The sequence below is a fragment of the Frankia sp. EI5c genome, from assembly GCF_001636565.1.
GTDB lineage: Bacteria > Actinomycetota > Actinomycetes > Frankiales > Frankiaceae > Parafrankia.
This window is the reverse complement of sequence record NZ_LRTK01000016.1, coordinates 84,314-108,348: the sequence shown is the minus strand read 5'-3', so window position 1 is coordinate 108,348 and position 24,035 is coordinate 84,314. Positions and strand designations below refer to the sequence as shown.

The following is a 24,035-nucleotide window of genomic DNA, read 5'->3' as shown; positions in this document are numbered from 1 at the left end:
GATCGGGGGCGGTTTCCGGGGCCTTGCTCGGCTTCCCGGCCGGCTTCGAGGGCTGATCCTGGCCCGTGGCCGGTTCACGCGGCGCCGCCTCATCCGGCGCGGCCGCCGGCTTCCGCCCCGCGCGGCGCCCGGTCCGCTCCGTCCGCTTCGCCCGCTCCGCCGGCTCCGCCCGCTTCGCCCGCCCCGCCGGCTCCGCCCGCTCCGCCCGCTCCGCCCGCCTCCCGGCCATGATGTCCCGTCTGCTCCTCACCGCTTCGTTCAGACCCGGTAGCGAGCCGCTGACCAGGCCTGTTGTACGTGCCGCGCCGTCCGTCGCCATTGTCCGGCGCACGGCACCGGCCGGCACACCCGCCTCACCAGGTGCGCCCACACCGTCCGGCGCCCCCACGGGCATTGTCAGGCGTCCCGACCCATGTTGTCCCCTCCCGCCGCGTCCGGGGCGGCGGCCGAGCGGGCGCCACCGAGGGTGCCCGTCCACCGGCGGAACAGGTCGTTGGGCACTCCGGCCGCGTCGAGGACCCGGCCGCCGACGAAGTCCGCGAGGTCCTCCACCTGCCGCGCGCCCGCGTAGAAGCCGGGGCTCGCCGCCGCCACCACGGCGCCGGCGGCGTCGAGCTCGACCATGTGCCGCAGCGTCGCCCGGGTGTAGGGCATCTCCCGCGGCACCACCACCAGCCGCCGACCTTCCTTGAGGGTGACGTCCGCCGCTCGCTGGAGCAGGTCCTTGGACAGGCCGAGCGCGATGCCGGCGAGCGACGCCGTGCTCGCCGGCACGACGATCATGCCGCGGGTCGGATAGGAGCCGCTGCTGGGCCGGGCCCCGAGGTCACCGGGCGGGTGGACGGTGACGAGACGCCCGATCCGGCCCGCCAGCTCGCCGGCGTCGCGGCGGGGTTCCCCGTCGGCGCGCGTGCCCAGCCACGCGGCCAGCGGGCTGTGCCAGGCCGTGTCCCGCCAGCCGATCCCCGTCTCGTCCAGCAGAGTCAGGCGGGCGGCCCGGGAGACGACGAGGTCGATCGGCAGCTCGGCGGCCAGCAGGCCGCGCAGCACCGACGCCGCGTAGGGGGTTCCACTGGCACCGCTGATCCCGACGATCCACGGCACCCGCGCCGCCTGGCCGGTCACAGCTCTCAGGCGCCCAGGCCGCGGTTGATCAGATCCACCAGCGCGAAGGCGAACAGGGCGATGCCGACGAACCCGTTGGCGGTGAGGAACGCGCGGTTCACCCGGGAAAGGTCGGTGGGTGAGACGATGGCGTGCTCGTAACAGAACGCGGCGGCGGTCAGCGCGAGACCCGCCCACCACCAGGCGCCGAAGTCCTCGACCAGNCCGAACGCGACGAACAGCGCGAACGTCACGACATGGGTCACGATCGAAGCGGTCAGCGCCGCGGGCACCCCGAACCGGGCCGGAACGGAACGCACCCCGATGCGCCGGTCGACCTCGGCGTCCTGACAGGAGTAGATCAGGTCGAAGCCACCGATCCAGGTGCCCACGGCCAGCCCGAGCAGGACCGCGGACCAGGACCACGCACCGGTGATCGCGATCCACGCGCCGACGGGCGCGACGGCCTGCGCGATCGCCAGCACCGCGTGCGGATAGTCGGTGAACCGCTTCGCGTACGAGTAGACGATCAGCGGCGCCACCGCGATCGGCGCCAGCGCCAGGCACAGCCAGGACAGCGCCGCCGCCGCGCCCAGGAACACGGCGAGGGCCACGACCGAGCCGGCCACCGCGGTCCGGACGGACACCACCCCGGTGACGAGCTCGCGGCCGGCCGTCCGCGGGTTCCGGGCGTCGATCGCCCGGTCGATGATCCGGTTGGTCGCCATCGCGAAGGTGCGCGCCGCCACCATCGCCACGGTGACCAGGGCGAGGTCCCGCCAGTGGGTCGACCGCGAGACCTCGAAGCAGGCAGCCAGGGCCGCCACGTAGGCGAAGGGCAGGGCGAAGACGGAGTGCTCGATGACGACGAGCCGCAGGAAGGCGCGAACCGGGCCGTGGGTCGGCTCCCCCGAGGCCCGGCCGGGCACTCCGGGAACGAACGCGGCGTCGCTCACAGGCCGTACTCCTTCCACCGCCGGGTCACGGTCTCGCGGACGGCGTCGTCCATCACGATCTCCTCTGGCCAGCCGCCGTCCCGCCGGTACCCCTCGGTCGGCAGTTTGCGGGTGGCGTCCACCCCGACCTTGCCNCCGTAGAACTGCTCGTAGGAGGCGTGGTCGAGGTGGTCCACCGGACCGACCGTGGTGAGCAGGTCGTGCGCGTAGTCCACGTTGCCGAACGCCCGCCACGCGACCTCGTGGTAGTCGTGGACGTCACAGTCGGCGTCGACGACGACGATCAGCTTCGACAGCGAGAGCAGGCCCGCGCCCNAGACCGCGTTCATGACCTTCTGAGCATGCTTGGGGAACCGCTTCTCGATCGACACGATCGCGCAGTTGTGGAAAACCCCGGCCTCGGGCAGGTCGTAGTCGACGATCTCGGGGATCATCATCCGGATCAGCGGCAGGAAGATGCGTTCGGTCGCCTTGCCCATCGGCCCGTCCTCCTGCGGCGGACGACCGACCACGATGCTCTGGAAGACCGGGTCACGCTGCATGGTCATCACGTCGATGCGCAGCGCGGGGAACGGCTCGACGGGTGTGTAGAAGCCGGTGTGGTCGCCGAACGGGCCCTCCGGCAGGCGCTCGCCCGGCTCGAGCCAGCCCTCCAGGACGACCTGGGAGTTGGCCGGCACCTGGAGCGGGACGCTGAGGCAGTCGACCATCTCCACCCGCTCCCGGCGCAGGAACCCGGCGAAAAGGTACTCGTCGATGTCGGCCGGCAGCGGTGCCGACGCCGCGTAGGTCACAGCCGGGTCACAGCCGAACGCGATGGCGACCGGCAGCCGCTCACCGCGCCGCTCGGCGACCGCGTGGTGGGCGTTGGAGTCCTTGTGGATCTGCCAGTGCATGCCCACGGTGCGCGAGTCGTGCTGTTGCAGCCGGTACATGCCGAGGTTGCGGGCCCCGGTCTCCGGGTGCTTCGTGTGCGTCAGCCCGAGGTTGAGGAACGGCCCGCCGTCGCGCGGCCAGGCGTGTACCCCGGGCAGCAGGTCCAGGTCGACGTCCGAGCCCTTGAGCACGACGTCCTGACAGGGCGCGGTGCGGACCTTGCGCGGCGGCAGCGAGGTGAGCTGGGCCGCCTTCCCGAGCGCCGAGCGCAGGCCGCCGAACCCGATCGGCAGCTCGGGTCGCAGCAGCTCACCGATGCGGGTGCCGATCTCGTCCAGGCGCTCCACGCCGAGCGCGGCCGCCATCCGGGCCTCGGTGCCGAAGAGGTTGATGGCCAGCGGCATGTCGGCCCCTTCGGGCCGCTCGAACAGCAGCGCCGGGCCACCTGCCCGGACGACCCTGGTGACGATCTCCGTCACCTCCAGGCGGGGGTCGACGGGAACCCGCACCCGGCGCAGCTCACCCGCGCGGTCGAGGTGCGTGAGAAACGCGCGAAGATCCGCCCAGGCCATGACGCCCATCTTTGCAGCGTCGGACGGGAGCCGCCGGACGTACCCTGTCTCAAGGCACTTCAAGCACCCGCCGCGCCCCCTTCGCGGCTGGTGAACATCGCCTTCGACGACCGCTGGGACATTGCCCCGGCCCGGGAGGCACACTAGGGACACATCAGGCGTTCACTCCAGGCGGTAGCGATCCGGTATTTGAAGTGCCCGGATCCAGGCTCGGGGCGACCGAGTGGTGCCGGCACCGGCGGCCGACCGGCCGGACGATGCTGGTAGATCTTTCGACCATGGGCAGGCCGGGCGGCGTGCCCGGAGCGGTCGCGCCACCGCGCGCCCGCTCGCGGCGAGAAGGAGAGGAGCGGTCGACCTGTGCTGGGTCTCGCGCTGACATTCCTAATCATCGGTGTCTGGGTGTTCTCGGTCGTCGATGTGATCGGCACACCCGCGGACGAGGTGAAGGTCGTACCCAAGCCGATCTGGCTGATCGTTCTCGTTGTGTTCTTCTTCCTCGGCTCGGTCTGCTGGTTCGTGTTCGGACGTCCCCGGGCCGCCCACGGCTTCACCGGCTACGAGCGCCACCCGTCGTCGGATCACCCGGCGTTCGGGGGCCGCAGCCCCTGGGCGGCCGAACGGCGAACCAGCGGCTACACCCGGCCGGGTCTCTCCCGGGCGGGCATGCGCCGCCAGGCCGTGCGCCCCGTCGGCCCGGACGACGACCCCGAGTTCCTGCGTGAGCTGACGGATCGCATTCGCGGCGGGGACACCGAGCCGCCCGCCGGCCGCGGCTGACCCCGCGTCCAGGCCGCCCGACCGGCGGCCGCCCGACCGGCGGCCGGTCAGACGCCGCCGGTCAGACGCCCGAGTACGAGTGCAGGCCGTTGATCACCAGGTTCACCAGGTAGTAGTCGATGAACAGGGCGCTGAATGCCAGCAGCGAGACCGCCGCGGCGCGCCGGCCCCGCCAGCCGGCGGTCGCCCGTGCGTGCAGGTACGCCGCGTAGATGACCCAGGTGATGAAGGACCAGGTCTCCTTCGGGTCCCAGCCCCAGTAGCGGCCCCAGGCGGCCTCCGCCCAGATCGCTCCGGCGATGATGGCGAACGTCCAGATCGGGAAGGCGAAGGCGATGATGCGGTACGTGATCGCGTCGAGCACCGCCGAGGAGGGCAGGCGCATCACGATCCCGCCGCGGCTGCGCATCGCGCGGGATGCCTCGGCGCGGCCGTAGGCCACGTCCGCGAGCCGCGTCTCCCAGCGGTCCTTGACCAGGAACAGCACGGTCGTCACGGCGGACAACAGGAAGACACCACTGGCGACGATCGCGCCGGCCACGTGGATCTTGAGCCAGTACGAGTTCAGCGCCGGGACGAGCGGTCCCGCGGCGGTGTAGAGGACCGTCCCGGCGAAGCCCATCGAGAGCACGACCGGGACCATCACGAAGACACCGAGCCACCGGACCGGCTGGCGCGCCATCAGGACCAGGAACCCCGTGACCGCGATCAGGCAGATCATGGACGAGAACTCGTACATGTTGCCCCAGGGGACACGGTCGGCCGCGACGGCCCGGGTGACGACCGACCCCACGTGGGCCGCCCACCCGAGAACCGTCAGGATGACCGCGATCCGGCCGACCCACCGCGCGGCCCCGGGCGCGGCGGAGTCCTCACCGGCACCGGATCCACCGCCAGCCCAGGAACCACCGCCGGCCCAGGAACCACCGCTGGCCCCGTCCAGCGCGCCACCGGCGGGTTTCGTCGGCCGGGATCCGGACGGGCTGTCGGGCCGGCCGGGCTTCCCACCCACGGCGGGCGCCGTGCCGACCAGGACGGCCTGTTTCGTCACGGCCGGCGACCCGCCGTCAGGAACGGCGCTGCCGGCACCGTCGGCCGCGGCGCTGCCGGCTCCGGTGTCCGCGGCGGCGCCGCCGGCGGCCCGGCCCAGCCGGCTGAACGCGAACTCGGCCGCGTACCCGAGCATTCCGCCGGCGTAGACCGCCATCGAGGTGCCGAACAGCACGTCGGAAAGATTTGCCATGCCTTCGTTGACCGGCATCAGGGCTCCCGTTCGCTGGTGGCACTGGTGGTGCTGGTGTTACCTGCGCCGCTGTCGGTGCTCGCGTCGCTTTCGTTGCTGGCCGTGCTGGCTGTGCTGGCTGCGTTCTCTGTGCTGGCTGTGTTCTCTGTGCTGGCTGTGCTGGCCGGGGTGTCGCCCGGCCCGGGGTCGTCCCGACCCGGGTCGCCCGGCCCTGTCTCGTCCCTGACGGCGCGGGTGACGGCGGTCAGCTCGGCGGCGAAGCCCTGGGCGTCCGATCGGGACAGCCCGCCGATCTCGACGGTGCTGCCGCCACCGGCCAGCGGAGTCGCCCGCACCCACACCCGCCGACGCCGCACCCGCAGGCTCGCGACCAGGCCCGCGATGATGACGACCGCGGCGCCCAGCACCAGCCCCTTGTAGGGGTCCGACTTCGTCTGGAAGGTCGCGAACTCCCGGACCCCGTCCACCTCCAGCGACAGGCCGCCGGGCAGGCCGGTCACCGTCCGCTGCTCGGGGTTGTTCGGCGCGACGGACTGGGCGGCCACGTTCTCCCCGGCCGGCCCGCTCAGCAGCAGCTGGGTCATGTCCCGGGTGTCGACGGTGTAGATGTTCTGCGGGATGCCCTCGTTGACATGCAGATTGCCGACGTAGCCGGTGAGGCTGCTGAGCACGGGGACGCTGGCCGCGGGGTGGACCGAGACGTAACCGCGCCCCGGGCTCAGCACCGTTGTCGGTGTGAACACCCCGCTGAACGCGAGCTGCTGGAGCTCCTCGCGCTCACCGACCGGCGGCAGGCCCGTGTCCGGGATCTTCACGGTGCAGGTGGAGGTGAACATGCCGTCGCGGGGCGTGCAGGGGACGTACGACTCCCACACGACCGCACCGTCGGCGTCCCGCAGCACGAAGTGCGGCGCGTAGCCGTGCCNGATCAGGTAGACCTTCGCGTTGCCGATCTCCAGCGGATGGTTCACCCGCAGGGTGGCCCGCCGGGTGGGCGAGTCGCGATCCTCGGTGTACGAGACGTCGGCCCGGAAGTCCGCCGGCTGGCCGTTGCTCTGGTAGGTGGCCTCGAAGCTGTCGAGGATCAGCGAGAACGGCGGCAGCTCCACCGGGTCGACCAGCTCGCCGCCGCTGTACTGGTCGTAGGAGAGCAGCGTGTTGGCGAAACCGTTGCCCGTGACGACCAGGACGGTGCCCTGGTAGCCGGACCACGAGCCNAGGCCCACCCCGGCGAGCATCGCGACCAGCGCCAGGTGGAACAGCAGGTTGCCGGTCTCCCGCAGGTAGCCCTTCTCCGCCGCCGCCGAGTGGTCCGGGGTGCCGTCGGGGCGCCGGGCCTCCCCGTCCGCGACCGCGACCCGGAAGCGGCGGGCGCGCAGCACACCGCGGGCCCGCAGCACCGCCTCCGCCGGGTCGAGCGGGCTCGTCCAGGTGCTGCCGCCGGGCAACCGGCCCGGACGCGCCGGCGCCTTCGGCGGGGCGGTGAACAACGCCCGCGCGTGCCAGCGCACCCGTGACGACAGGCAGCCGATGAGCGAGATGAAGAGCAGCAGGTAGATCGCGGCGAACCAGGGCGCGCCGAACACACCGAAGGCGGAGAACCGGTCCAGCCAGGGTGCGAGGGTGGGGTGGTCGGAGAAGTACTCCTCCACCTTCAGCGGGTTGATGTCGCGCTGCGGGATGAGCGACCCCGGAATCGCGGCCAGCGCCAGCAGGAACAACAGCACCAGCGCGGTCCGCATGCTGGTGAGCTGGCGCCACGACCGGGTGAGCAGCGCGAGCGCGGCGGAGCGCGGCCGCGGGCTCCCCGCCGCCCGGCCCGCCGCGGCGCTCGGGGCGCCGGCCGCCGTCTTCTGGGTGCCCGCCGTCTTCGCGTTACCCGTCGGGTTGCCGGTGCCCGTCCGGCCCCTTGCGTCCTTCTGGTCCCCGGAGTTCTCCTGATCCGTGGCACTCGTCGGGGCGGCGGTGCTCTCCGGGGGGGTCGGGTGCGTCGGGCCCGCCGCGGTCGCGCGGTCGGGTGCGGGGCTTGGGCCCGGTGTACCGGGCGTGGGCGGCGAGCTCGGTTCCGCCGCCTTTCGCGGCGCTGGCGGGTCGAACGCCTCCGGTACCTCCAGCACCGAGGGGTCGTCCGGCATCAGCCCGTCGACGTGTCCGGACGGGGCCGTGGGGCGTGCGGTCACAGCGGGCTCTCCGAAAATCCGGGCGCGTACGGACGCAGTTGGTCGACGAGGTCGGCCCATCCACCGGTGAGCTGCAGCACCCCGACCGCCACCAGCAGGGCGCCGCCGGTCAGCGCGAGGAGTCGAGCATGGTGCCGCACCACCCGCAGGGCACCCGCGACGCGGTGGAAGGCCAGCCCGACGACGAGGAAGGGCAGGCCCAGGCCCAGGCAGTACATGGCGGAGAGGAAGGCACCGCGCCCGGCGGTCGCGCTCTGCGCGGCCATCCCGAGCACGGCGGCCAGCGTCGGGCCGATGCACGGCGTCCAGCCGAGGCCGAACAGGACGCCGAGGGCGGGAGCGCCGAGCAGGCCCGGGGAGGGCAGGCGGTGGAAGCGCCATTCGCGGTTGGCCCACGACATCCGGGAGAACACCCCGGCGAAGCCGAGCCCCATCAGGATCGTCACCGCACCGAGCACCTGGCTCAGCCCCACCTGGTGGACCCTCAGCCACCGGCCGAGACCACCGAAGGCGGCTCCGTAGGTCACGAAGACGATGGTGAACCCGAGGATGAACAGGCAGGTCCCGGCAGTCACCCGGCCGGCTCTGCGGACGGAGCCCAGCCGCCGCGCCCACGAGGCGGCAGCGCCGGCCGTCGAGGCGGGGCTTCCGGCCGGGGCGGCGGAACCAGCAGAGCCAGAACCAGCAGAACCAGAACCGGCGGAACCACCGACAGCGGGACCCGCGCTGGCGGAACCGACGCCGGCGGCGACGAGGCCCGCGGAGGCGGGTTCTGCGGCGGCGAGGCTGGCTGGAACCGGCGCGGCGGAACCGGCCGCGCTCTCCGCCGGCCCGCGTGCCGCGGCCGGCGCGGAGGGCCGCTGGAGTTCCTCCCCGGAAAGCCCGGTGATGAAGGACAGGTAGCCCGGCACCAGGGGCAGGACACACGGGGACAGGAACGACAGCAGCCCGGCCGCGGCCGCGACAGGAGCCGCGAGCAGCAGCGGGCCGTCCGTGACGACGTCCACGACTCCCATCCGGCGTTCAGACCTCCGTCCGGAGGCGCCCGAGGACGGCGGTGAGATCCTCGGGCACGACGCCGCCGGTGAAACGCGCCGCGATGCGGCCCTGCGCGTCCAGAACGATGGTGGAGGGCAGCCCGATCGCGATCGGCCAGCCGGCGGCCAGAACGCCGTAGCGGTCGTGGATGCTGGGATAAGGGACCTTGAAGTCCCGGACGAACGCCCTGCCGGCGGCGGCCTCCTCCTTCGCGTTCACCCCCACGAAGGCGACATCCGGGTTCTCCGCGGCCAGCCTGACCAGACCCGGTGTCTCAGCGCGGCACGGCCCGCACCAGGAGGCCCAGAAGTTCAGGACGACCGGCTTGCCCTTCAGCGAGGCGAGGTCCAACTGGTCGCCGTCCAGGGTCTCGCCAGCCAGTTTCGGCGCCTCCCGCCGGCTCGCCACCTCGACGAAGTCCTGACCGGGCGCCTGCTGGACGAATCCGAAGCCGCCGCCGCCGGTGGCGTCCACGCTGCTCGCGTTGGTGGAGCAGGCCGCGAGCCCGCCACCGGCCAGCAGCACGGCGGCGGCGGTGCCGGCCACCATGCCGCGCACCCGCCCTGTCTCCCGCACCCAGCTCAGGATGAGCGTGCTCCCTTCAACGCCGCCGGCCTTCTACGACCAACTGTAGAACTACGTCTCCCAGAGTAGGTGCCCCGGCAGCCACCTGCGTCCGGGCCCTGCCATCCGGCCCGGGACCTTCGCCATGCCAGGCCGCTACGCCACGCCGTGCGACGCCACGCCACCCCGCAACGCCGGCGGTGTCACGCCGGCGGTGTCACGCCGGCGGCGCCCCCGCCCCCTCAGCCTGCGGCCATCTCGGCGCGGTCGATGACGAACGAGGCTGTGACATCCATCCCGGAGCCGTCCGGTGGCAGCACGGCGCCGAGGCGGTGCCGCAGTTCGGCCGCGTCGGCGTGGTGGCCGATGGGGCCCATGAGAGCCAACTCGACGAGCTCGTCGGCCCCCAGGTGGAGGGTGCGGGTCAGGGCCTCGGACGTGCGCCGGGTGAAACGGCCCGCCAGCTCCGCCTCCAGCCGAGCCCGTTTACCCGGGTGAATGCCGACGAGCCCGAGCACCTCCCGCAGTTCAGCGAGATGATCCTCACCCGGAGTGACCAGGAGCAGTGTGCCACCGGGGCGCAGGAGCCGGTGCATCTCCGGCAGATTACGTGGCGCGAACACGTCGAGCAGGATGTCCACCGAGGCGTCCGGCAGTGGCCAGCCGCCGGCGACGTCGAAGGCCACCGCGCCCACCCGCGGATGGGCACGCGCCGCCCGGCGCAGCGCGGACTTCGACACGTCCATGGCCAGCCCGAGCCGGTTCGGCCGGGCGTCCACGACGGCCGCGAGGTGGTGGGCGGTCCCGGCCCCGATCTCAAGCACCAGCTCGGCCGGGCCGATCCCGCGGTGCTCCGCACCGGCGTCCGCGCCGGACGCGGTCTCGTCGCCCGGTGGTTCACCCCCCGGACGGGCCAGGGCAAGCTGACTCAGCCGGGCGGTCAGCGGCGCGTAGTGGCCGCGTCCCAGGAACGCCTCCCGGGCACTGATCATCTCGGCGGTGTCCCCGGCCACCCGCCTGGCCCGGCCCGTCCGCAGGTTCAGGTAGCCGGAACGTTCCACGTCGAAGGAATGTCCCGCCCCGCAGCGGACACCTCCCGGCCCGTCGGCCAGCGGAGCCGCGCAGACCGGGCAGCGCAGCACCCGCAGCGCCGGATGCATCACCACAGCGCCCGGCACAGCACCGGATGGGTCACCTCCGCGGCCGGGGCACGCCGTCAGGCGCCGACGGAACCGGGCGCGTTGGCGGTGGGCCCGTTGGGCTCGGCGTACTCCACCCGGACCAGCTGACTGCCCCGGTAGACCGCCGAGGTGACGCTCGCCAGCGCGCACTGCCGCCGGTCCGGGCGGTGCCACAGCCGCTGGCCCTCCAGCGCGCGCCGCGCGGTCCACACCGGCAGCTGGTGGCTGACCAGGACCACGTGCCGGCCGGGGAATGCGTCCCGCCACTCGGCGACGCTGGCGAGCATCCGCTGCGCGATCTCGGCGTACGGCTCGCCCCAGGACGGCGTGAGCGGGTTGCGCAGCAGCTTCCACATCCGCGGGTAGCGCAGGACGGCCGGTCCCGCCTCGAACGGCCGGCCCTCGAAGGCGTTGCGGCTCTCGATCAGCCGCGGGTCGATCTGGAGTGTGACCCCGTGGGCGTCGGCGATGGGGGTGGCCGTCTGCCGGGCCCGTTCCAGCGGACTCGCGACGACCGCGGCGACGTCCAGCCCGGCGAGGTGTTCGGCAGTGACCTTGGCCTGCCGCTCCCCGGTCTCGGAGAGCCGATAGCCGGGCAGCCGCCCGTAGAGCACCTTCTCCGGGTTGAAGACCTCCCCGTGCCGGACCAGGTGGACCGTGGTCAGCTCCGTCCCGCTCACGCCGCACCCCCGCTGACCAGCTCCGAACCGGCGGGGACGGCGGCGGCGGCCCGCGCAGCCGCCGGTGCCACGGCGGCGATCCGCTCCACCGCCTCGTCGTCGTGGGCCGCCGAGACGAACCACGCCTCGAACGCGGACGGCGGCAGGTAGATGCCGGCGTCGAGCATGGTGTGGAAGAAGGCCGCGTAGCGCTCGCTCGTCTGCTGCTTCGCCCCGGCGTAGTCCACGACCGCGGCGGCGTCGGTGAAGAACACGCTGAACAGTGATCCCGCGCTGTTGACCAGGTGCGGCACACCCTGCTCGGTGAGGGCCGTGGAGACGATGCCGGCGACGTCGGCCGCCCGCGCGTCGACGGTCGTGTAGACCTCGTCGGTGCAGGCGCGCAGGGTGGCCAGGCCGGCGGCCACCGCGAGCGGGTTCCCGGAGAGGGTGCCGGCCTGGTAGACGGGGCCGGCGGGGGCCAGCCGGGCCATCACGTCGGCGCGGCCGCCGAACGCCGCGGCGGGCAGGCCGCCGCCCATCACCTTGCCGAAGGTGAACAGGTCCGGTGCCCAGCCCTCCGCGGCGCCCTCGATACCCCACCAGCCCGTCCGGGAGACCCGGAAACCGGTCATGACCTCGTCGAACACCAGAAGCGCGCCGTAGCTGTCGCAGAGCTGCCGCAGACCGGCGTTGAACCCGGGCAGCGGCGGGACGACGCCCATGTTCGCGGCGACCGCCTCGGTGATCACCGCCGCGATGGTGTCGCCCCGCTCGGCGAACGTCGCCCGGACCAGATCGAGGTCGTTGTAGGGCAGGACGATGGTGTCGGCGGTGGCCGCTCCGGTGACCCCGGGAGTGTCGGGCAGCCCCAGTGTCGCCACTCCGGAGCCCGCCGAGGCCAGCAGCGAGTCGACATGCCCGTGGTAGCAGCCCGCGAACTTGACGATGGTGGAGCGGCCGGTGAAGCCGCGGGCCAGCCGGATGGCGCTCATGGTCGCCTCGGTACCGGAGTTGACCAGGCGCACCTGTTCCACCGGCCGGATCCGGTCGACGATGAGCTCGGCGAGCTCCACCTCGCCCGGGGTCGGCGTGCCGAAGCTGGTCCCCCGGGCCGCGGCCGCCGTGATCGCCTCGACGACGTCCGGATGCGCGTGCCCGAGGATCATCGGACCCCAGGAGCAGACAAGATCGACGTAGGAACGGCCGTCGGCGTCGACGAGCCGCGCGCCCTCGCCGCTGACCATGAAACGGGGAGTGCCGCCGACGGCGCGGAACGCGCGCACCGGTGAGTTCACTCCGCCGGGAACAACCCGCTGGGCGCGCTGGAAAAGATCCTCGGACGCCGGTGCGGTAGACGGAACCACCATGCCCCGATCCTTGCAGGTCTCACCCGTTGGACGCGTCCCGGCGCGGCCACCCGCACCTGGCGGGCGGCCCGTGGCCCGCGCCCGGAACGCCCGGGCCGCCCCCGCGCCGGCGGCTACCGCGCCGTCAGCGCAGGCTGGCGGGCGGAACGGGCGCGGATCCCCGGGCGGACGGCGACACGGCCGGGTGACGCAGCTGACAGCCGGAAAGGCCGCCGGCGGACGGGGGTCTGCCCCGGCCGCCCACCGGCGGCGGCTCACTGCCCACCAGGGCCCGCTGCGAGCCACCCACGACACCGGGGTGGCGGGCCGGGCGCCGGGATCCTCCGCCTACCGAGGGCCGGGCCTGGCCGCAGGGTCTTGCCTGGTCGACAGCTCCAATGATATTCCGCCGCGGCGAACGCGGCCGGGCCCCCTCCACGGCACCGCCGCGGCCCACACCCGGCCGGATGCCCTGACAGCGGCGCACTTCGGACGCGGACCAACGCCCACAGCGTTGATCAACAGGAACGTCTGTCCTACGCGAGCTTCGCCACAGGCACCACCCGCCCGGCTCGACGACGGGATGACCGAGCTGGCCAGCCGTGAGTCAGACGCGCCCGGCGAGGGTGTAGCCCGCCTCCTCGACGGCCGCGCGGACGGCGGCGTCGTCGATCTCGGCGCCGCTGGTCACGGCCACCCGCCCGGAGGCGACATCGATGTCGACCGCGCTCACGGCCGGCAGCTGGGAGATCTCCTCGCTGACCGCCGCGGCGCAGTGACCGCAGGTCATCCCAGTGACGCTGTAGGTGGTCACGATGCTGGTAACGGACATGGTGACGCCTCCCGTGATGTGTTTACGACCCCGCGCCGGGCGAGGACCGGTCCCGCGGAACCCGAGATCCCCGACACCCAGAACCCTACGCCCATACCCCTCCCCCGTAGGGTTCCCCGGCGGGTCGGGCAGGCCACACGGCACCCACCACGTACTGGCGGCGACGACCGGGACGGCTTCGGGCGCTCCCGGCGAAGCCAGCCGTCAGATCAGCCGCGGGCTCCGAGACGCGCGGCCACCTCGGTCGCCCAGTAGGTCAGGATGATCTCCGCGCCGGCCCGGTGGATCGAGGTCAACGTCTCCATGATGATCCGTTCCCGGTCGACCCACCCGTTGGCCGCCGCCGCCTCGACCATCGCGTACTCCCCGGAGACCTGATAGGCGGCGACCGGGACGTCCACGGAGTCGGCGACCGCGCGCAGGATGTCGAGGTAGGCCAGCGCGGGCTTCACCATGACGACATCGGCGCCCTCGGCGAGGTCCAGCGCCACCTCCCGCAGTGCCTCCCCGACCGACCGGGCGGGGTCCTGCTGGTACCCGGCCCGGTCACCGAACTGCGGCGCGCACTGGGCCGCCTCCCTGAAGGGGCCGTAGAAACCCGAGGCGTACTTGGCCGAGTAGGCCATGATCGGGATCTCGGTGTGGCCGCCGCCGTCGAGCGCGGCCCGGATCGCGGCCACCTGCCCGTCCATCATCCNGCTGGGGGCGATCACCTCGACACCGGCCGCGGCCTGGGCGAGCGCGATCTGGCCGTAGCGCTCCAGCGTCGCGTCGTTGTCCACGTCACCGGAGGCGGTGAGCAGGCCGCAGTGCCCGTGGTCGGTGTACTCGTCCAGGCACAGATCAGCCATGATCACGATGTCGCCGCCGACCTCGGACACCAGATCGGCGATGGCGAGCTGGACGATGCCCGCCGGGTCGTCGGCGGACGAACCGCGCCCGTCCTTGCGCTCGGGAACGCCGAACAGGATGATCCCGCCGACACCGGCCGCCGCGGCCTCCGCCGCCGCCTTGCGCAGGGTCGAGCGCGTGTGCTGGACGACCCCGGGCATGGACGAGATCGGGACCGGCTCGGACACGCCCTCCCGAACGAACATCGGCAGGATGAGATCGGCCGGGTGCAGACGCACCTCCGCCACCAGCCGGCGCAGCGCCGCTCCCCGGCGCAGCCGCCGCGGGCGGGCCGAGGGGAAACCCGCGGCCATGCCGGCCGCGCCAGCCGTGCCAGCCGTGCCAGGCGTGCCGGCCGCGCCAGGCGTGCCGGTCACCGCCGGGAGCCCCGCCGCGGCTTCGGCAGCCGAGCCGCCAGCGGGCCGACCTTGCCGAGCTCCTCCCGGTGCTCGGCGGCGAACTCCGCCAGCGCGGACACCAGCGACGGGATCGAAGCCTCCGGTGCCTGGACGTCCACCCGCAGCCCGAGCTCCTGCGCGGTGGCGGCGGTGGCGGGGCCGATCNCCGCGATGACCGTCGTCTCGTGCGGCTTGCCCGCGATCCCGACCAGGTTGCGCACCGTGGACGACGAGGTGAACACCACCGCGTCGACCCGGCCGCCCTTGAGGGCCTCGCGGATCGGGGCCGGCGGCGGGGCCGCCCGCACGGTGCGGTAGGCGGTGACGTCGTCAACCTGCCAGCCGCGCTCCTTCACCCCGGCGACAAGCGTGTCGGTGGCGATGTCCGCGCGCGGGAGGAGGACGCGGTCGAGCAGGTCGAGCGAGTCGTCGAACTCCGGCCAGTCCTCCAGGAGGCCCTCGCTGGACTGCTGGCCGGAGGGCACGAGATCGGGCCGGATACCGAAGGCGCGCAGCGCGTCCGCGGTGGCCTCACCGATCGCCGCCACCTTGACCCCGGCGAAGGCCCGGGCGTCAAGGCTGCGTTCCTCGACCTTCTCCTGCACCGCCTTCACCGCGTTGACCGAGGTGAAGGCGACCCACTGGTAGCGGCCGGAGACCAGGCCGGTGATCGCCCGTTCCATCGGGGCGGCGGTGCGGGGCGGCTCCACGGCGATCGTGGGCACCTCCAGCGGGCTCGCCCCGTGCGCGCGCAGCGAGTCGGAGAGGATCGCCGCCTGCTCCTTCGTCCGGGGCACCAGCACCNTCCAGCCGAACAGGGCGCGGGTCTCCCACCAGGACAGTTTCGAACGGGTGCCGACAACCTGGCCGACGCAGATGACGACCTCGTGCGGGGGGGTCGCGGTCGCGCCGAGCATGGGGGCCGCGTCCGCCTCGATGCGGTCGAGGGTGGAGGTGACGGTGCGCTGGTCGGTGGTCGTGCCGTCCACCGTGACCGCGACCGGGGTGTCACCGGGGCGGCCGTGCTCGACCAGCGCGGTCGCCACCTTGCCGATCTCGGTCGGGCCGGCGGTCACGACCAGGGTGCCGGGCGCCTGCGCGAGCGCGCCCCAGTCGACGTCACCCGGTGCGCTGGGCAGGCCCAGCCCGCCGAAGCCGGTGGGGGTGCCCAGCCCGAGCGGGGCACCGAAGCCGCCACCGACGCCGAGCGGGCCGCCACCCAGGCCCGACAGCGGCCGGCCACCGAGGCGGGAGGTCCCGAAGGGAGGCGGGGTGAGCGGCCCGACCGGCTCACCGGCCCCGAACGACGAACCGCTGCTGACCGAGCCCGAGGAGGAGAAGACACCGGACGTGCTCGCGAAGGTCACCGGCGAGCCCGGCGCCACACCGGCGTAGGTGGCCACGGCGGCGGACGTCGACACGCCCGGGACCACCCGGTAGGGAATCCGGGCCTTGGCCAGGGACTGCGCGTCGGCGGCGCCGATCCGGGTCAGCCACGGGTCCGAGGCGTAGAGGCGGACGACCTTCTCGCCCGCGCGGGCCCGGCTCACGACCGCCGCCGTCGCGGCCTCCGCGTCCCGCACCGGCTTCGGGGCGTCGAGATCACCGATCCGCAGCACCTCGGCGGGCAACGAGTCGACCACGGCCGGCGGTACGTCCGGGTCGGCGACCACCACGTCCGCGGCGGCGAGAGTCTCGACGGCGAGAACCGTGAGGAGCCCCGGGTCATGGGGTCCGGCACCCACGAGGGCGACCGGCGACACGGGCTTCTTGGTACGTCGGGTGGCCATGCTCAGCTTGTTCCCATCAGCGTCTGTGCTCCGGCGGACAACAGCTCGTCCGCGAGGCGCTGCCCGAGCGCCTCCGGGTCGACGGCAGAACCGGTGAGTTCACGCCGCAGGACCCTGCCACCGTCCGGCGCCGCGACCACCGCCCGCAGGCGGACGTCACCCACGGCGGGCGCACCATCGCCACTCGTGCCCGGGGGCAAGCCGCTACCCGCCAGGATCTGGGCCAGGGCACCCACCGGTGCGGTGCAACCGGCTTCGATGCCCGCCAGGAAAGCACGTTCGGCTCTGACCGCGGCGCAGGACGGTGCGTCGTCGAGCACAAACCGTAGCAGCTCGGCGAGACCTCCATCGACGTCCTGGCCCAGACCTGGTCCGCTCTGGTCCGCGATGGCCGGTACCGCCCAGACGGCCGACGCGTCACGTGCGCATTCGATCGCCAACGCACCCTGCCCCGGCGCGGGAAGGATCACCTCGGCCGGGATGATCTCGGTGACGGCGTCGAGCCGGTCGAGGCGGTCGAGACCGGCGTGCGCCAGGATGACGGCGTCCACCTCGCCGTCGATGGCCTTCTTGATCCGGGTGTCGACGTTCCCCCGGATCGGGACGACCTCGAAGCCGTGGCCGAGCGCCCGCAGCTGCGCCGCCCGCCGGGGCGACCCGGTACCGACCCGCGCGCCCGGGCCCAGCTCGGCCAGCCCCCTGCCGTCGGGTGAGACCAGGACGTCGCGGGGGTCCGCCCGCGGCGGGACCGCGGCCAGTACCAGGCCGTCCGGGGTGGCGGTCGGGAGGTCCTTGAGCGAATGGACCGCGAGGTCGATCTCGCCCGCGAGCAGCGCGTCCCGCAGCGCGCTCACGAAGNCCCCCGTCCCGCCGATCTGGCTGATCGCCCCCTGCGACCGATCGCCGTCCGTCACGATCTCGACGAGTTCCACCGGCCGGCCGAGCCGGGTCCGCAGGATCTCGGCCACCTTGCCCGACTGGGCCAGGGCCAGCGCGGAACGCCTGGTACCCAGCCGCAGCGGTCGAGGCTCGGGCCGGGCCTGCGGGTGCGCGTCGGCCCCTCGGGTGTGTGTCACGTTCTCTCCACCAGATCCAGGTCGGGTGCGGAGACGATGGCCGGCACGTCCCGTGGCAGGTCGAACAGCTCGCGCAGGGCTTCGGCGTACGAGTCCCCGCCAGGCGCCTCCGCGAGCTGCTGCACCCGCACCGTGGGTGCGTGCAGCAGCTTGTCGACGACTCTGCGGACGGTGCCGGAGACCATGTCCCACTCACGGTTGTCAAGGTCGGGCAGGCGGGTGCGCAGCCGCTCGAGCTCATCGCGCACCACCGCCGCCGCGTGGGCCCTCAGCGCCACCACCGTCGGGGCGACCCGCTCCGCGCGCCGCCGGTCCAGGAACCCGGCCACCTCGGTGGCGACCAGCGACCGGACGGCCTCCACGTCATGGGACACCTGCGCCCCGTCCAGGGCAACCCGGAGAGCCTCGATGTCGATCAGGGTGACCCCGGGCAGCTCCCGTACCGCGGGGTCGATGTCGCGCGGGAGCGCGAGGTCGAGGAAGACCAACGGCCGGCCGCCGCGGCCCGCGACCGCGGACCGGACCACCTCCTGGCCCACCACGAGCCCGGAGGCACCGGTCGAGGAGATCACCAGATCGGCCCGGCCGACCTCGTGCGCGATGTCGGCCAGCCCGACCGCCCGCGCCTCGTGGGCCTCCGCCACGCGGGCCGCGTGCGCCGGTGTGCGGTTCGCGACCACCACCTCGCCGGCCCCGGCGCGCCGGACGGTCTGGGCCGCCAGCGAGCCGACGGCACCCGCGCCGATGATCAGCACGCGCGCTCCGGCGAGCGGGTCGGCCCCGGCGACCTCGACCGGTGCGGTGAGATCGGGCCGCAGCAGCTCCTCGACCGCGTCGGCCGGGTCGATGCCGGCACTCGAGACGGGTGCCGCCAGCGCGTCCGGCCGGCGGGCCTCCAGGTCGAAGGCCGCCATCCGGACACCGACCGAGACGATCGACGCCCCCGCCGAGTCGATGGACGTCTCGGTGTGGGCCCGCTTGCCGACCCGCAACGCGGTCTGGAACAGCCCGGCGAGCGTTCCGCTCGTCACCTCGGCCGCCTGGGCGAGCCGGAAGGCCACCCGGACCTGGCCGAGGATCTGCGTCTCGCCGACGAGCATCGAGTCCAGGCCGCACACCACGGAGAACAGGTGGCTGACCGCCCGCGCCTCGTGGTGGACGTACAGGTGCGCCGCCAGATCGCTCATCGGCACGCCACACACCCGGCTGAGCTGGTCCGAGATGTCCGCGAGCCCACCGTGGAAGGTCTCCACCTCCGCGTAGATCTCGGTGCGGTTGCAGGTGGAGAGGACGACCGCCTCGCTCACGTGGTCAGCGGCCACCAGGTCGTGGAGAACCTTGGGCGCGTCGTCGGTGGAGACCGCCGCCAGCTCCAGCAGCGAGGTCGGCGCGGTCCGGTGGTTGAGGCCCACCGCCAGCAGGCTCACTCGGACTCACCTCCACTCGCGGTGGCGGGCAACGACAGCTCCGGCACCTGCACCGGCTCGACCAGCACCGGCTCGACCAGCACCGGCTCGACCTGCACCGGCTCGACCTGCACCGGCTCGACCTGCACCGGCTCAGCCTGTGCCGGCGCCACCCGCGACGGCGGTGGCACCACCCGACGGGTCATCCGCACGACCTCACCAGCCTCGTCATCCACGACGCCGCCCGGCCCCGGTTCGCCACCGGCGGCCGGACCCCCCGTCCCGGGGGCCAAACCAGGCGACGGACGTTTGCGCGCTTCGTGAAAGGAGAGAATCTGCAGCTCCAGGGCAAGGTCGACCTTACGCACATCCACCCCTTCGGGCACCGAAAGCACCGTAGGCGCGAAGTTCAGGATGCTGGTCACGCCCGCTGCGACCAGACGGTCGCAGAGTTGCTGGGCAGCGGCCGCCGGCGTGCAGATCACGCCGATGGTCACCCGGCACTCCTCGATGACCGCTTCCAGCTCGTCAACCGGCCGGACGACGACCTCACCGACCCGCTCACCCACCCGGGACGGATCAACGTCCACCAGCCCCGCGATCCGGAAGCCACGGGCGTGAAAGCCGCCGTATCCAGCCAGCGCATGCCCGAGGTTACCCACGCCGACGAGCACCACCGAGCGGTCTTCGGTCAGACCGAGCTCGGCCGAAATGCACTCCAGCAGGATGCCCACCTCGTAGCCGACGCCGCGGGTGCCGAAGGAGCCCAGCTGGGAGAGGTCCTTGCGGACCTTCGCCGAGGTGACGCCGGCGGCGGCGGCGAGCGTGTCCGACGACACCGTGTGCGTCCCACGTTCGCCGAGAGCCGTGAGCACACGAAGGTAGAGGGGAAGCCGGGCCACGGTCGCCTCAGGCATCGGAGATCTGCCCGACAGCCGCCCGGTACCCCGCCGAGGTTGACCCATCCACGGCTCCCGACATCGTTCGAAGGTGCGGGGTTCGAAGGTGCGGGCCGGCCACTCGACGGTGACGGACCGGCGACCGGCAGCGCGGACCGGGGCCGCCCTCTTCCGGACCGGCACACACCCCGCGGCCGCGTTCACCCGGCGCCATGACTCACCCGGCGTTCACACATCGCCCGGCGGTCATCGCGGCCGACGACCGCGTCTGCGGACCCATCGAGTCTACGACTTCGTGAAGGGATTCACGAAGTACTTCCGGGACGGCCGGCNCTCCCCGTGCGGTCGGATCGCCCGGAACGACCGGTGCGCCAGGACCACCGGTCCCCGGCCAGGGCGCGCCGCAGCCGCTCCTCCTCGACCCGCCAGTAGCCGTGCTCCCGCCCGTCCACGAGGACCACCGGAACCCGGTCACCGTAGGCGTCGGCGGTCGCCTGGTCGGCGTCGGCGTCGATCTCCCGCCAGCCCACACCCAGCTCCGCGCTCACCCTTGCGATGACCTGCCGCGCCTCATCGCACAGATGACAGCCCGCCCGGGTGACCAGGCCGATCCGCTCCGCCACCCGCGAACCCGGACCGCGGCCCGAACCGGACGCGGGCCCAGCCCCGGACTCCGCACCGGGTGCGGCATCCGGTGCGGCACCGGGCCCGAGGCCCCCCGAGCCCCGTACGGGGCTCCCTGCGGACTTCTCTCCGTGGGCGTCGATCACCTGAGCGACGATAACGCTTACCCGCCGGATGGATACCTGCCATCGGGTGGCAACGCACTGTCCGTCCGCGAGCGGCGGCGCATTACGGTTCTCGGTCTCCCAGGTTGGGGTTCCCGGCTACACTCAGCTACTCGGCGGCTATCGTGGTGACGGTCACCTGGCCGTCCACCGCTTTCCGGCGGGATGACCGCACCGCACCGCCTCGCCCGCGAGCCGTCATGACCCGCGACGTCCACGCCCGGGAGTCCCCATGCGCGCCACGACGTGCCCCGCTCGTCGACGGCAGCGGGCCGGGGCCTGTGTCGCATCGACCTGCCGGCGGCGGCGCCCAGCTGCCGTGACGGCGATCGGGGCCGGGTGGCCGGGCCGGCCACCGGCGGAGCCACCGTGCGGCCGGTGATCAGGCGCGCCACCACCCCGCGCGGGGNGACCAGGAGCGCTGCTGCCGGGCTCGACGGGACCCTCGCCTTCCCGGCTCCGTTCCCGTTCCCGCTCCCGGTCACGGTCACGCCGGGGGCCGCCGGGGTGGGCCGGCGGCAGCGGCGGGCGAGCCGTCAGCGGACATCCCAGCTGCTGGGGGTGCTGCCGGTACTCGGCGCGGCGGTCACGGTGGCCCGCGCGACCGCGGGCGACACCGCACGAGTCGACGAACCCCCGGGCAGCCTCGGCGCCCCGCCTCCTGGCGAGCCGTCCGATCCGGGCGGGGAGGCCGACCTCGTCCGGCGAGCCCGGCTCGGGGAACGGGAGGCATTCGGCCAGATCTACGACCGGTACGCGGAGTTCGTCTTCCGCTATGCCTACTACCGCGTCGGGGGTAACCAGGCCGTGGCCGAGGATGTGGTCTCCGAGACGTTCCTGCGGGCGCTGACCCGGATCTCGACCTTCGAGTGGCAGGGGCGGGACATCGGCGCCTGGCTCGTCACCATCGCCCGAAACCACATCGTGGACCTGGCCCGGTCCGGCCGGGCCCGGATGGAGTTCCCGACCGCCGACCTGCTGGCTGCCACCGAACGGGGAGTGCTCTTCACCACCGCGATCCCCGGCCCGGAGGACGCCGTGCTGTCCGCGCTCGACCTGCGCGAACTGCTCCGGGCGCTCGGCTCGCTCGGCTCGGAACAGCGCGAGTGCGTCACGCTGCGCTTCCTCGAAGGGCTGTCCGTGCGCGAGACCGCGCGGGCGATGAACAAGAACGAAGGCGCGGTGCGGGCGCTGCAACTACGGGCCGTGCGCGCGCTGGCCCGCAGCCTGCCCGTCCCCCGGCGGGACTGAACGCCCCCACCGTTCCGTCCGCGGGTGGTCGCGCGTCGTAGGCTGGCGGCGCCGCTCGACGAGCCCGGGCACCCGGAGCCACTCCGGCGCCCGCGGGTGGCCAGGGCCGGGCCGGCCGCCACCGGCGGCGGCGATCGGACGGGGGTGGAGATGACATGAGAGTGCGACGGCGCAAGGAACATCTGGGCGGGCGCGAGGCCGCCGAGGCGGCGGCCACTGCCGCGCTGAAGGTGGCTGCCGAGGAGGTTGCCAAAGCTCCGCCGGACGAGTCCGCCGCCGCCTTCTTCGACGTCGACAACACGATGATGGCCGGCGCCTCGATCTTCTATTTCGCGCGTGGCCTGGCCGCCCGTGACTTCTTCGACTCCCGGGACCTGCTCCGGTTCNGGTGGCAGCACATCAGCTACCGGCTGCGCGGGCTGGAGGACCCGAACGGGATGCGCGACGCCCGGGAGGCCGCGCTGGCCTTCGTCGCCGGGCGCAGCGTCACCGACATCGTCCGCTACGGCGAGGAGATCTACGACGAGCGGATGGCGCAGCAGATCTACTCGGGCACCCACGCGCTGGCCCAGCAGCACCTCGACGCCGGGCAGCGGGTCTGGCTGGTGACGGCCACCCCGGTGGAGCTCGCGTCGATCATCGCCCGGCGCCTCAGTCTCACCGGCGCGCTCGGCACCGTCAGCGAGGTGGCGGACGGCTGCTACACCGGCCACCTCGTCGGCGAGCCGTTGCACGGGCCCGCGAAGGGCGCGGCGGTGCAGGCCCTGGCCGAGCGCGAGGGCCTCGACCTGTCACGGTGCTGGGCCTACTCGGACTCGATCAACGACCTGCCGATGCTCTCCCTCGTCGGGCACCCGGTTGCCATCAACCCGGACCCGGACCTGCGCGCCGTCGCGCGCGAACGCGACTGGCTCATCAAGGATTTCCGCACCGCGCGCAAGGCCGCCCGGATCGGCATCCCCACCGCGGCCGGGCTCGGCGCCCTCGGCGGTGGCGTCGCGGCCGGCATGGCGCTGCGCCGCCGCTACGGCGGAGCCTAGGCACCCGCCTCGGGCCGCACCCGCGGCTAGAAGAAGACCGAGCGGCGCTGCATCAGCAGGCCGTACAGCGTGTGCTGGATCGTCTCCCGGATGCGGTCGTTGAGCTCGAAGACGAGCATCGGGTCCTCGGCCGCCGCCGCGGTGTAGCGACTCGTGTCCACCGGCTCGCCGAACTCGATGATCCACTTACTCGGCAGCGGAAGCAGGCCGAGCAGGCCGAGCAGCGGGAACGTGGGCGTTATCGGCAGGTAGGGCAGTCCCAGGAGCCGAGCCAGCGTCCGGGCGTTACCGATCATCGGGTAGATCTCCTCCGCACCCACCACCGTGGTCGGAATGATCGGCGCCCCCGTCCGCAGCGCGGCGGAGACGAAGCCGCCCCGGCCGAAGCGCTGCAGCTTGTACCGCTCGCTGAACGGCTTTCCGATGCCTTTGAAGCCCTCCGGCCACACGCCGACGAGGTGGCCCGCGGTGAGCAGGCGTTCGGCATCCGCCTGGCACGCCAGCGTGTTGCCGGTCTTGCGGGCCAGCGGAGCGAGGAACGGCACCGCGAAGACCAGGTCGGCGGCGAGCATCCGCAGGTGACGGTGGGCCGGGTGGTGGTCGAGGACTGCCAGCGCGGTCATCATCGCGTCCAGCGGGAGCGTCCCGGAGTGGTTCGACACGACCAGCGCGCCGCCCTCGTCCGGGATGTTCTCCAGCCCTCGGGTCTCGACCCGGAAGTAGTTCCGGTAGATCGGGCGGAGCAGCGGCGCCACCACATGCTCGGTCAGGTCGACGTCGAAGCCGTGCTCGTCCACCGTGTAGTCGCCGGTGATCCGGCGGCGCAGGAAGGCCAGCGTCTCGGCCAGGACCCGCTCCAGCTCGCCACCGCCCGGTCCTCCCGGGCCCGGGGCGGAATCCGCACCCGGCCCGGAGTTCACGTCGCCCGCGGACGGCTCACCTCCCGCGGACGGCTCACCTCCGGCGGACGGGTCGGCGCCCGCGGACCCGTCGCCAGCGGCGGCGGTGGTATCTCTCGTGGCCCGGCCATCCGTCGCCTCATCCGTCGCGTCACCACCGCCGGCCGCCGGACGGCGGCCGCGGGCCGGCCGCGTGCCGTCGACCACGTGCAGACCGACCGGGCCCTTCCGCCCGTTCGCCCCGGGCCGCCCCACGGTGGGAC

General features: G+C 73.4%; 19 protein-coding genes and 11 pseudogenes. 4 read left to right on the top strand and 26 right to left on the bottom strand.

What is annotated here, in order from left to right; genetic code table 11:
* Positions 1-396: 396 nt before the first annotated feature.
* The 5 genes and pseudogenes from UG55_RS09985 to UG55_RS09975 all read right to left on the bottom strand — a co-directional run.
* Positions 397-1,125 (bottom strand): UbiX family flavin prenyltransferase, encoded by a 729-nt coding sequence (locus UG55_RS09985; protein WP_066066168.1) that lies wholly within the window; start codon positions 1,123-1,125, stop codon positions 397-399.
* A 5-nt stretch (positions 1,126-1,130) separates the two neighbouring features.
* A pseudogene (gene ubiA / locus UG55_RS34825) lies at positions 1,131-1,328 on the bottom strand (4-hydroxybenzoate octaprenyltransferase); the annotation flags it as partial.
* Between the two features lies 1 nt (position 1,329).
* Positions 1,330-2,060: 4-hydroxybenzoate octaprenyltransferase (locus tag UG55_RS09980; protein WP_242424100.1), on the bottom strand; the 731-nt coding region annotated here is incomplete at its 3' end.
* Between the two features lie 135 nt (positions 2,061-2,195).
* Positions 2,196-2,375 (bottom strand): annotated as a pseudogene (locus tag UG55_RS34820) (menaquinone biosynthesis decarboxylase); the annotation flags it as partial.
* A gap of 1 nt (position 2,376) precedes the next feature.
* Positions 2,377-3,508: menaquinone biosynthesis decarboxylase (locus UG55_RS09975; RefSeq protein ID WP_242424119.1), on the bottom strand; the 1,132-nt coding region annotated here is incomplete at its 3' end.
* Between the two features lie 360 nt (positions 3,509-3,868).
* Here UG55_RS09975 and UG55_RS09970 point away from each other — a divergent pair.
* Positions 3,869-4,288, top strand: coding sequence for a PLD nuclease N-terminal domain-containing protein (locus UG55_RS09970; RefSeq protein WP_066066158.1), 420 nt, complete (start codon positions 3,869-3,871; stop codon positions 4,286-4,288).
* A 61-nt stretch (positions 4,289-4,349) separates the two neighbouring features.
* Here UG55_RS09970 and ccsB read toward each other — a convergent pair whose 3' ends face one another.
* The 20 genes and pseudogenes from ccsB to UG55_RS09900 all read right to left on the bottom strand — a co-directional run.
* A complete protein-coding gene (ccsB, locus tag UG55_RS09965; protein WP_066066155.1) occupies positions 4,350-5,549 on the bottom strand; it encodes a c-type cytochrome biogenesis protein CcsB in 1,200 nt (399 codons plus the stop codon).
* A pseudogene (locus UG55_RS34815) lies at positions 5,549-6,456 on the bottom strand (cytochrome c biogenesis protein ResB); the annotation flags it as partial. The gene ccsB and the pseudogene UG55_RS34815, both read right to left, overlap by 1 nt.
* Position 6,457: 1 nt before the next feature.
* Positions 6,458-6,748: pseudogene (locus UG55_RS34810) on the bottom strand (cytochrome c biogenesis protein ResB); the annotation flags it as partial.
* Position 6,749: 1 nt separating this feature from the next.
* The coding region (locus UG55_RS34805; protein WP_396230859.1) for a cytochrome c biogenesis protein ResB at positions 6,750-7,666 on the bottom strand (917 nt) is incomplete at its 3' end.
* A 41-nt stretch (positions 7,667-7,707) separates the two neighbouring features.
* The gene (locus UG55_RS09955; RefSeq protein ID WP_066066150.1) at positions 7,708-8,727 is read right to left on the bottom strand and encodes a cytochrome c biogenesis CcdA family protein; all 1,020 of its coding nucleotides are present in this window, start codon (positions 8,725-8,727) and stop codon (positions 7,708-7,710) included.
* A 7-nt stretch (positions 8,728-8,734) separates the two neighbouring features.
* A complete protein-coding gene (locus UG55_RS09950) occupies positions 8,735-9,298 on the bottom strand; it encodes a TlpA disulfide reductase family protein (RefSeq protein ID WP_066066148.1) in 564 nt (187 codons plus the stop codon).
* A 257-nt stretch (positions 9,299-9,555) separates the two neighbouring features.
* Positions 9,556-10,476 carry a putative RNA methyltransferase gene (locus UG55_RS09945; RefSeq protein WP_083986635.1) on the bottom strand — a complete coding sequence of 307 codons (921 nt, stop codon included), beginning with the start codon at positions 10,474-10,476 and terminating at the stop codon, positions 9,556-9,558.
* A 53-nt stretch (positions 10,477-10,529) separates the two neighbouring features.
* Positions 10,530-11,174 carry a histidine phosphatase family protein gene (locus tag UG55_RS09940; protein WP_066066145.1) on the bottom strand — a complete coding sequence of 215 codons (645 nt, stop codon included), beginning with the start codon at positions 11,172-11,174 and terminating at the stop codon, positions 10,530-10,532.
* A complete protein-coding gene (gene hemL, locus UG55_RS09935; RefSeq protein WP_066066143.1) occupies positions 11,171-12,523 on the bottom strand; it encodes a glutamate-1-semialdehyde 2,1-aminomutase in 1,353 nt (450 codons plus the stop codon). Before hemL ends, UG55_RS09940 begins: the two co-directional genes overlap by 4 nt.
* A gap of 586 nt (positions 12,524-13,109) precedes the next feature.
* Positions 13,110-13,334 carry a heavy-metal-associated domain-containing protein gene (locus UG55_RS09930; protein ID WP_066066140.1) on the bottom strand — a complete coding sequence of 75 codons (225 nt, stop codon included), beginning with the start codon at positions 13,332-13,334 and terminating at the stop codon, positions 13,110-13,112.
* Between the two features lie 209 nt (positions 13,335-13,543).
* Positions 13,544-14,031: pseudogene (locus UG55_RS34800) on the bottom strand (porphobilinogen synthase); the annotation flags it as partial.
* 1 nt (position 14,032) lies between these two features.
* Positions 14,033-14,602 (bottom strand): annotated as a pseudogene (locus UG55_RS34795) (porphobilinogen synthase); the annotation flags it as partial.
* Positions 14,599-14,788, bottom strand: a pseudogene (locus UG55_RS34790) (uroporphyrinogen-III synthase); the annotation flags it as partial. The pseudogenes UG55_RS34795 and UG55_RS34790, both read right to left, overlap by 4 nt.
* A 1-nt stretch (position 14,789) precedes the next feature.
* Positions 14,790-15,427 (bottom strand): annotated as a pseudogene (locus tag UG55_RS34785) (uroporphyrinogen-III synthase); the annotation flags it as partial.
* Between the two features lies 1 nt (position 15,428).
* Positions 15,429-16,413 (bottom strand): uroporphyrinogen-III C-methyltransferase (locus UG55_RS34780; RefSeq protein ID WP_242424098.1); only part of this gene is annotated, 985 nt, incomplete at its 3' end.
* 2 nt (positions 16,414-16,415) lie between these two features.
* Positions 16,416-17,271, bottom strand: a pseudogene (gene hemC / locus UG55_RS09915) (hydroxymethylbilane synthase); the annotation flags it as partial.
* Position 17,272: 1 nt separating this feature from the next.
* A pseudogene (locus UG55_RS34775) lies at positions 17,273-17,489 on the bottom strand (hydroxymethylbilane synthase); the annotation flags it as partial.
* Positions 17,486-18,916, bottom strand: a complete 1,431-nt coding sequence (locus tag UG55_RS09910) for a glutamyl-tRNA reductase (RefSeq protein WP_066066129.1) — start codon at positions 18,914-18,916, stop codon at positions 17,486-17,488. The gene UG55_RS09910 and the pseudogene UG55_RS34775, both read right to left, overlap by 4 nt.
* A complete protein-coding gene (locus UG55_RS09905) occupies positions 18,913-19,860 on the bottom strand; it encodes a redox-sensing transcriptional repressor Rex (protein ID WP_083986634.1) in 948 nt (315 codons plus the stop codon). Before UG55_RS09905 ends, UG55_RS09910 begins: the two co-directional genes overlap by 4 nt.
* Positions 19,861-20,127: 267 nt before the next feature.
* The coding region (locus tag UG55_RS09900; RefSeq protein WP_242424096.1) for a glutaredoxin family protein at positions 20,128-20,417 on the bottom strand (290 nt) is incomplete at its 3' end.
* A 672-nt stretch (positions 20,418-21,089) separates the two neighbouring features.
* On the opposite strand from UG55_RS09900, the gene UG55_RS09895 reads away from it, so the two are divergent.
* The 3 genes and pseudogenes from UG55_RS09895 to UG55_RS09890 all read left to right on the top strand — a co-directional run.
* On the top strand, positions 21,090-21,833 hold the full coding sequence (locus tag UG55_RS09895) for a sigma-70 family RNA polymerase sigma factor (protein ID WP_066066362.1): 744 nt from the start codon (positions 21,090-21,092) through the stop codon (positions 21,831-21,833).
* 155 nt (positions 21,834-21,988) lie between these two features.
* A pseudogene (locus UG55_RS34770) lies at positions 21,989-22,219 on the top strand (HAD-IB family hydrolase); the annotation flags it as partial.
* Between the two features lies 1 nt (position 22,220).
* Positions 22,221-22,873 (top strand): HAD family phosphatase (locus tag UG55_RS09890; RefSeq protein WP_242424095.1); only part of this gene is annotated, 653 nt, incomplete at its 5' end.
* A 26-nt stretch (positions 22,874-22,899) separates the two neighbouring features.
* Here the strand turns inward: UG55_RS09890 and UG55_RS09885 are convergent.
* Positions 22,900-24,027 (bottom strand): lysophospholipid acyltransferase family protein, encoded by a 1,128-nt coding sequence (locus UG55_RS09885; protein ID WP_242424117.1) that lies wholly within the window; start codon positions 24,025-24,027, stop codon positions 22,900-22,902.
* Positions 24,028-24,035 lie beyond the last annotated feature (8 nt).

Excerpts from the sequence above, each read along its gene's own strand:
- UG55_RS09950 (WP_066066148.1), bottom strand. The coding sequence starts at position 9,298 with ATGGTGGCCGGCACCGCCGCCGCCGTGCTGCTGGCCGGTGGCGGGCTC.
- UG55_RS09905 (WP_083986634.1), bottom strand. The coding sequence starts at position 19,860 with ATGGGTCAACCTCGGCGGGGTACCGGGCGGCTGTCGGGCAGATCTCCG.
- hemL (WP_066066143.1), bottom strand. The coding sequence starts at position 12,523 with ATGGTGGTTCCGTCTACCGCACCGGCGTCCGAGGATCTTTTCCAGCGC.
- ccsB (WP_066066155.1), bottom strand. The coding sequence starts at position 5,549 with ATGCCGGTCAACGAAGGCATGGCAAATCTTTCCGACGTGCTGTTCGGC.
- UG55_RS09930 (WP_066066140.1), bottom strand. The coding sequence starts at position 13,334 with ATGTCCGTTACCAGCATCGTGACCACCTACAGCGTCACTGGGATGACC.
- UG55_RS09955 (WP_066066150.1), bottom strand. The coding sequence starts at position 8,727 with ATGGGAGTCGTGGACGTCGTCACGGACGGCCCGCTGCTGCTCGCGGCT.